At 23.1% G+C, this 7,256-nt stretch carries 7 protein-coding genes; 5 read left to right on the forward strand and 2 right to left on the reverse strand.

The window, feature by feature from the left end:
- Nucleotides 1–204 precede the first annotated feature (204 nt).
- A complete protein-coding gene (locus AC8IG9_RS06050) occupies nucleotides 205–516 on the forward strand; it encodes an ERV1/ALR-related protein (protein ID WP_507425914.1) in 312 nt (103 codons plus the stop codon).
- Here AC8IG9_RS06050 and AC8IG9_RS06055 read toward each other — a convergent pair.
- Together AC8IG9_RS06055 and AC8IG9_RS06060 are read right to left on the reverse strand one after the other, a co-directional pair.
- Nucleotides 513–1,184 carry a hypothetical protein gene (locus tag AC8IG9_RS06055; RefSeq protein ID WP_507425915.1) on the reverse strand — a complete coding sequence of 224 codons (672 nt, stop codon included), beginning with the start codon at nucleotides 1,182–1,184 and terminating at the stop codon, nucleotides 513–515. The genes AC8IG9_RS06050 and AC8IG9_RS06055 overlap by 4 nt on opposite strands.
- A 70-nt stretch (nucleotides 1,185–1,254) precedes the next feature.
- Entirely contained in the window at nucleotides 1,255–1,956 is a 702-nt protein-coding gene (locus AC8IG9_RS06060; RefSeq protein WP_507425916.1) for a hypothetical protein, read from the reverse strand.
- Between the two features lie 659 nt (nucleotides 1,957–2,615).
- Between AC8IG9_RS06060 and AC8IG9_RS06065 the strand changes: the two genes are divergently transcribed.
- The 4 genes from AC8IG9_RS06065 to AC8IG9_RS06080 form a co-directional block, all read left to right on the forward strand.
- Nucleotides 2,616–3,113: a deoxycytidylate deaminase gene (locus tag AC8IG9_RS06065; RefSeq protein WP_507425917.1), complete on the forward strand. Its 498-nt coding sequence runs from the start codon at nucleotides 2,616–2,618 to the stop codon at nucleotides 3,111–3,113.
- A 45-nt stretch (nucleotides 3,114–3,158) separates the two neighbouring features.
- Nucleotides 3,159–4,919, forward strand: coding sequence for a hypothetical protein (locus tag AC8IG9_RS06070; protein WP_507425918.1), 1,761 nt, complete (start codon nucleotides 3,159–3,161; stop codon nucleotides 4,917–4,919).
- 200 nt (nucleotides 4,920–5,119) lie between these two features.
- Complete coding sequence (locus tag AC8IG9_RS06075; RefSeq protein WP_507425919.1) at nucleotides 5,120–6,910, forward strand: asparagine synthase-related protein; 1,791 nt, start codon at nucleotides 5,120–5,122, stop codon at nucleotides 6,908–6,910.
- A gap of 54 nt (nucleotides 6,911–6,964) precedes the next feature.
- A partial coding sequence (locus AC8IG9_RS06080) for a hypothetical protein (protein WP_507425920.1) occupies nucleotides 6,965–7,256 on the forward strand: 292 nt, incomplete at its 3' end.

The following is a 7,256-nucleotide window of genomic DNA, read 5'->3' on the forward strand; positions in this document are numbered from 1 at the left end:
GTCGGAGACGGTAGAGGTACCTTGTCGATTAACGTCGGAGACGGTAGAGGTACCTACATTAGACGTCGGTAATACATTTTGTAAAGTACTCATATATATTATACATTCTATAAAAAATTTTTAAATTTATTTTTATTACAAAATTTTTTATTTATATAACGTTTTTACAAATATATTATATATTATATATAATATATACAAAGTATGCAATTTAAACAAAAATACCATTGGGGGCCATATCTTTGGTCTTTTATTCATATTATAACAATTTCTAATGAAAATAATTTAGAATACAATACTCATGTAAAAAATATACTAGAATCGCTTGCTTATATTATTCCTTGTCCTACGTGTGTACAAACTTATAAAGAACATTTAATAATATTAAATGAAAAAGATTTATCAAAACCAATGGTGTTGTTTTATTGGTCTGTAGATTTACATAATTTAGTTAACTGTAAATTAAATAAAACACAATTATCATATGATCAAGCTTTAAAGCTGTGGACAAACTAAGATTCCATTTCATCTAATTCATGATTATCATCAAATTCGTTATCATTATCATATACATTATCAATTCTTATAGATTGTAATTCTACATTGGAATTTCTAAAAGAATTAGATTGATTTAATTTACCTTCAAGGCTTCCTGATTGTTGACTGGGAATGTTTACATTTGGAATTTCTTGAGGACTACTTGATGCATTATAAAATGTATATTGATCATTATGTATATAATTTTGGAAATGTATTAATTTCTGAGAATAATCTTTAATTGTTGTATTAATTTTAAGAATAACAATATCAATTTGAGAAACGATATTAGGATCATTTTGATATGTAAATTTTAAATTTTCAACACCTGTTTTTGCAAATTCCATTTCTTTTAATAAAAGCCCTATACATTCGCAATTTTTTATATATTCACCAGTTTGATAATATGATATATTCATAAATTTAGAATTAGTGATGTGATGTAAGATATCAATGCATTCTGTAATAACACTATTAATTTCAAAAACGGCTTGTTTTCTAGAATCATTTGTTATAAAACGTTTAACAGATTGATAAAATGCATCATTTTCTAATGAAATAATACCATCAAAGCTACGAGCTATTCTTCCATTTTTCTGTATTTTACTTATTATTTTCAAGTTAATCAAAAGTTTATCAGGTATCATACTTTATTATTAGAAAATAAATTCCTTTTTAAACAATAACGAATAAATTTTTAATTGCATTTGTACAAATTTAATTAAATTTTGTAAATTTCATTTGAATATCATTTAATATATCATTTTGTAATACGGAACCTAGGGCTTTTTTAACTGCATCTTTATTAAGTTCTTTACATATATCATTTACTGTATCAATATCATAATCATCTTCTTTTTTATAATATTTTATATATTGTTTTAATTTAGTTTTTAAAATTTCTAAAATAGGATCTGTTAATAATTCGCACGAATCTTTTAAATTTTTAACAACATTCATTAAATTACCATCAGAATCTTGAACTAATGAATTATACGTAGGTGGTTTTTTTTTAACGTATTTTACAGAATGATTTTGCGGGTGATTTTTATTACAAATAATGTCTTTTATATAATTACCCAATAATAAATTTAATTTGGGATAATTATATTTATCAACCAATTCTTTCATTTTACTTGGTTCTATAAAAGTAGTATCTAGATTATTTATATGATTTACAATTTCTATACGTTCTATATTTATTGTAAGATTTTCTACATTTTCTATATTTGTGTTTATATTGGTGTTAACATCGTTTTTAACATTATTCTTTGTTAACATATTATGGATATCTAATGCGTTCATTTTTTTAAAGGATTCGCATCTATTTTCTCTTAAATGTCTATCCAATGTAAATTTTCTTTGAAATGAAAAGTTACAAAAAACACAAGTGTTATTTATATTATCTCTTTCTTTCATATATATTATTATATTGTATTATTATATTTTTTTAAATAAAAAATACTAAAATATATAAAATATAAATATAATCTAAAAACTTTTTAAAAAAAATAAAATAAAAAAAATATAAAAATGTAAAAATTTCTATAAATCTAAATAAAGGTCTCTAAAAAAAAAAAGTACCCCCCTTTTTTATTTCGCACCACCGACATCCTTTTTAGAAAAAAACAAATTATGGTTTGTAAATATGTATTTATTTTAAAGATTTTACATTTATGGTTTGATAACCTGGTGCAAACTAAACCATAAAAACAAAAAATCTGGTGTATAAATATTTATACATTACATGGTCTTAAACAATGTTTTTATTCTTATCTTTGTCATAAATCCAAAATTCGAAATTAAAACCATATTTTTTAACTGCAAATGATTTTAATATATTTCTAATAATTTAGTAGGAATTCGACTCAAAACTCCAAATGGCTGCTCAAGGCCTTTCAGCTTCAGAAGTCTTGGAACAGTTTTTGCCAACAGTTGAAAACTTGCCTTCGGAAATAAGATTTTTATGTTCAGGTACGAGACAAAGTTGTCATCTTGAATGGTGTCGAAATTCATTTTTAATTCAATTACTTTTCAGTTTAGTTTATAAATTTTATTTTTATTAAATGTAAAATAAAATGAACGAAAGTAAAATTATAGAATTTACTAGACCAAGTTGGGATGAATACTTTGTTTCTATTTCATTATTAACAAAAAATAGAAGTAATTGTATTAAAAGAAAGGTAGGATGTATTATAGTAAAAGACAATAGAATTCTTTCTTTAGGTTACAATGGAACTCCTATAAATACAAAGAATTGTTATTCTGGAGGTTGTAAAAGATGTATGGACCAATACAATAAAAAGGAAGAAAGTTCTTCAGGAAAAGCTTTAGATTTATGCATGTGTTTGCATGCTGAAGAAAATGCATTATTATTTGTTAATAAAAATGACCTGACAGATTCGACAATGTATGTTACATTAATACCATGTATTGGATGTGTTAAAAAAATTTTACAATGCAAGATAAAAAGAATTGTTTATATTGAAAATTATTCACCTGAAATTGATATATTAAGTAAAGAAATTTTACAAAAGAATAATATTATTCTTGATAAATGGGAATGGCAAGTTTAAAAAATTGAAAAAAGATGTTTGTTAATAATAAAATAGACATTATAAATGAATTCTATAAGTAGTAGTGTAAATTTAACACCTTCTACCTCTACCGTCTACGACGTTAATCGGCAAGGTACATCTAACGAAGTTGTCGTTAGACGGCAAGGTACCAAAAATTCATTAGAACAAAGAGTTAATATTTTAAAAAACGAAATTGAATATATTATAAAATTAAATAAAACTCAAATTTCAAATGAAGAACGCAAGGAAAATGTTAATTTAAAACAAAAGAAAATGTCTGAATTGAAAACATTAAGTGAAGACTTGAAATCTATTTATAAAAAGGAAAAATTAGAACAATTTAAAAGAAATGAAATACTTTCTATTCAAAAAACTATGGATAATTTAGATTTTAGAGCTGCTAAAAAGAAAAACAATTCAGAAGCTATGGATAATGCTAAAAAGTCAAAAGAACAAAGAGAACTTTTAAGAAAGTCTTATTTAGAAGCTCAAGAAATTGAAAAAAAATATTTAGAAAAAGATTCTAAAATATTACCAGGAAATCTATTTTTACACGAAGATGTAATAAAAAAATATGGTCTATGTCCTTTTATTAATATAATGGTAACTGAAACAAGTAGTGAAATAGAAAAAAAAAGATTAAAATGGTTAGAATCAAAAGATGATAAAGGAGAATGTTATTATAATTTATACAAAGATTTTTATGAAAATACAATAATAAATTCTTTATTAAAAGAAAAACAGAAAATAGAAGATTCTATTGAAGATTTTATTAAAAAATCACTTTCTCCTTCACAAAATGAAATATACAATGACAGTATTTCTTTTTTAAAAGAATACACTATATTAACTATTAAATCAAAGCGTGTTAAAGAACGTTATAAAAATTTTATAAATAATATGTCTATACTTTACCTAGAAACATCTTTTCCATTACACAATTACCTTTCTTTTAAACACAATATTCATATTGTAATAAACGATATTAATAAAGGTGTAAAAATTTTAAATAAACAAGAAAAAATGGTTAAAATTTTATTAATAGAAGAGTTTGAAAAATTAGTAGACGAATTTAATAAAATTAATAAATCATTAGAACAAAAAAGCAAATTTAATATGAATATAATTAAAAATGTAAATAGTAATTTATACTATTATTTAACAGACAATGAAGAATTTTTAAAAACATTATCTACTACATTTTCTATTATAGATAAAAACCAAAATGTTATTACACAAGAAGGTAAATATTTTAAAAGATGGATTTTATTATCTAATGATGAAAAATTAGAAAGATTTTATAGTTTTTCAGAATATTTTATAAAAAAATTTGTAGAATCTGAAACTGAAAATAATTTAGTTGAAAAATTATACAATTTATTAAAAAATGATTTTGTTGAAAAAAGAATTGTATATCGTGATTACATATGGAATGTCATATCTGGTATTATAGAAAATATAAAAATACTAAGATATGACAAGGAAAAAAGAGATTTTATTTTAAAATATACAACACCAAAAAAAGTAGTTGTTAAAAAAGTTTCAACAAAAACAATTATAACAAAAAATATAGAAAAAATAATAAATGAAGAATTACTTTATTTTATCGTAAAGAAATTAAAGTCGGAAACAGAAGAGAATTCTTTAGAAACAGATAAAAATTATGTAAAAAATAAAGATGATTTTTTTGATAATATTAAGGAAAAATTATCTGTTAAAAAAATTAATAAAACAGATAAAGAAATTATTAATAAAACATATGATAATATTTACGAAATTATTAAAAATAATAAACTAAATTAGTAACCTGTACCTACTTCGTTAGACGGCAAGGTACCTCTAACGAAATAGGTACCTCAAGTTATTTTAACTGACAAACAATGTACGTTTAAAAGAAATTTTCAAACTATAATTATATAATAAATATGGGTGCAATTTCATTTTTATTATATAATATGTCAAAACCGCCAATTAATATTGAATTTACAAAATCATTTATGAAAATGAAAAAAAGAGGAGAAGATGATACTCAAGTATATATAGAAAATACTCCTACTATTAATAATATTAATATACAACAAATTAGTTCTATTTTAAGTAAAAGAGAAATAAAAGAGTACAAGCAGATAACTTTTAATTATGGTTATCATAGAATGAGTGTAAATGATATTTCAGAAGATGGGGCTCAACCATTTGAAGATCCTATTTTACATAAAATGAGTGTTTATCCTGAATTAAGATCAAGACCTAAAAGAAAATTATTATGCAATGGAGAAATATACAATTATACTGAACTCCTCGAATCAGAAGGGTTTACTGATAAAGATTTACAGTCAAATTCTGATTGTGAAGTTATTTTACCATTATACATTAAATATGCAGAAATGGAAAAAGATTCTGAAAAGGGACTTTGTGAATGTTTAAAAAGGCTAAATGGTGAATATTCTTTTGTATTAACAGAAAATACTACAACTTTTAATTTAAAAAACATTAATATTTTTGTTGTAAGAGATCTATTTGGAACACGCCCATTATATATGGTTAAATATGTTCCTAAAAATGCAAGTAACACAAGTAACCAAAGTAACACAAGTAACGCAAGTAACGCGTACAATGAAATGTTTTACTTATTTACAACAGAATTAAAAGGTATTCCAAAAGAAATATTACAAAATCCTGAATATATTATAACAGAAATTCCACCAGGTTCTTATTGGTCTTATCAGAAGGCTATTAATGAAAATATAGATTTTACTAAATATTACGATTTATCAAAATATTCAGATATATCAAAATGTATATTAAATAAACCAGACCCTGACACATTGTCTAGTATTTATACAAATATCAATTCTATTTTAACAAAAAGTGTTATCGAAAGATACAACATGTCTGATAAAAAAGTTGGTGTATTATTAGGTGGTGGTTTTGATAGTTGTATTATCGTCTCTATTTTAATAAAATACCTAGTTTTGAATGGGTATAACGATATACTTTCGGTATTTACAATAGGAGATTTTGATAATGATGACGTAATTAATGCAAAAAATCACGTATTATACTTGGAAAAGTGTTTTAATATTAAGATACATCATCATATTGTAAGTATATCTGATTATAATTTAATTCTATCAGAAATACCTAATATTATAGAATCATTAGAAACATATGATTCTACAACAATTAGAAAAAGTATACCATTGTTTTATTTATTAAAATATATTAAAGAAAAATGTGATATCAAAGTATTACTTTCTGGTGAAGGTTTAGATGAATGTTGCGGATATGATGAATTATTCCAATTAAGTGACTCGGAATTTAGAGAAAAAAGTATAGAATTACTTTTAAATTTACACAAATACGATTTACTGCGATCAGATAAATTATCTGGATATTTTGGTTTAGAAATGAGATATCCATTTCTTGATAAAAGTTTTATAGAATATATATTATCTATTCATCCAAATTTAAAAAGACCTCAAGTATCAGGATATTTTACTGACCCAATAGAAAAATATATTATACGTAAATCATTTGACACATTCGAAATAGAAAAAAATATTTTATGGAATTCTAGAAAGGATATTTCTACAAGTTTCAATACACTTTCTGATTTTTTAACATCTTATTTTAATTCAATAATTAATGATACTGAATTTTATAATTATACAGAAACTGATACAAGTGTAGTTCCTAATACAAAGGAAGAAATGTATTACAAAAAAATATTTAATAATATATATCCTAATATGGAAAATGTAATTAGTATGTATTGGAATTCTTTATTGAAATAAAAAAAGTCGTTTAAAAGATCTTATTTTTTTATTCCATTATTCCATATTATAATAATGGATAAATTAACTGATTTTTTAACTGTTTTTTTTGTAAATAACAATAATAAAAAAAGAGGAGGTGCTTCTAAATCAAATAACAAATTAGATGACAAATCAAGAGTAAAAAAGGAGAGTGTAAAAGAAGCGAGTGTAAAAAAGGCGAGTGTAAAAAAGGCGAGTGTAAAAGAAGCGAGTGTAAAAGAAGCGAGTGTAAAAAAGGCGAGTGTAAAAAAGGCTAGTGTAAAAAAGGCGAGTGTAAAAAAGGCGAGTGTAAAAAAGGCGAGTGTAAAAAAGGCGAGTGTAAAAA

The sequence above is a fragment of the Candidatus Allofontibacter sp. genome, from assembly GCF_040404065.1.
GTDB lineage: Bacteria > Pseudomonadota > Alphaproteobacteria > Pelagibacterales > Pelagibacteraceae > Fontibacterium.

Bases quoted from the DNA above. Each gene is read 5' to 3' on its own strand.
- AC8IG9_RS06050 (WP_507425914.1), top strand. From the start codon at position 205: ATGCAATTTAAACAAAAATACCATTGGGGGCCATATCTTTGGTCTTTT.
- AC8IG9_RS06055 (WP_507425915.1), bottom strand. From the start codon at position 1,184: ATGATACCTGATAAACTTTTGATTAACTTGAAAATAATAAGTAAAATA.
- AC8IG9_RS06060 (WP_507425916.1), bottom strand. From the start codon at position 1,956: ATGAAAGAAAGAGATAATATAAATAACACTTGTGTTTTTTGTAACTTT.
- AC8IG9_RS06065 (WP_507425917.1), top strand. From the start codon at position 2,616: ATGAACGAAAGTAAAATTATAGAATTTACTAGACCAAGTTGGGATGAA.
- AC8IG9_RS06070 (WP_507425918.1), top strand. From the start codon at position 3,159: ATGAATTCTATAAGTAGTAGTGTAAATTTAACACCTTCTACCTCTACC.
- AC8IG9_RS06075 (WP_507425919.1), top strand. From the start codon at position 5,120: ATGAAAAAAAGAGGAGAAGATGATACTCAAGTATATATAGAAAATACT.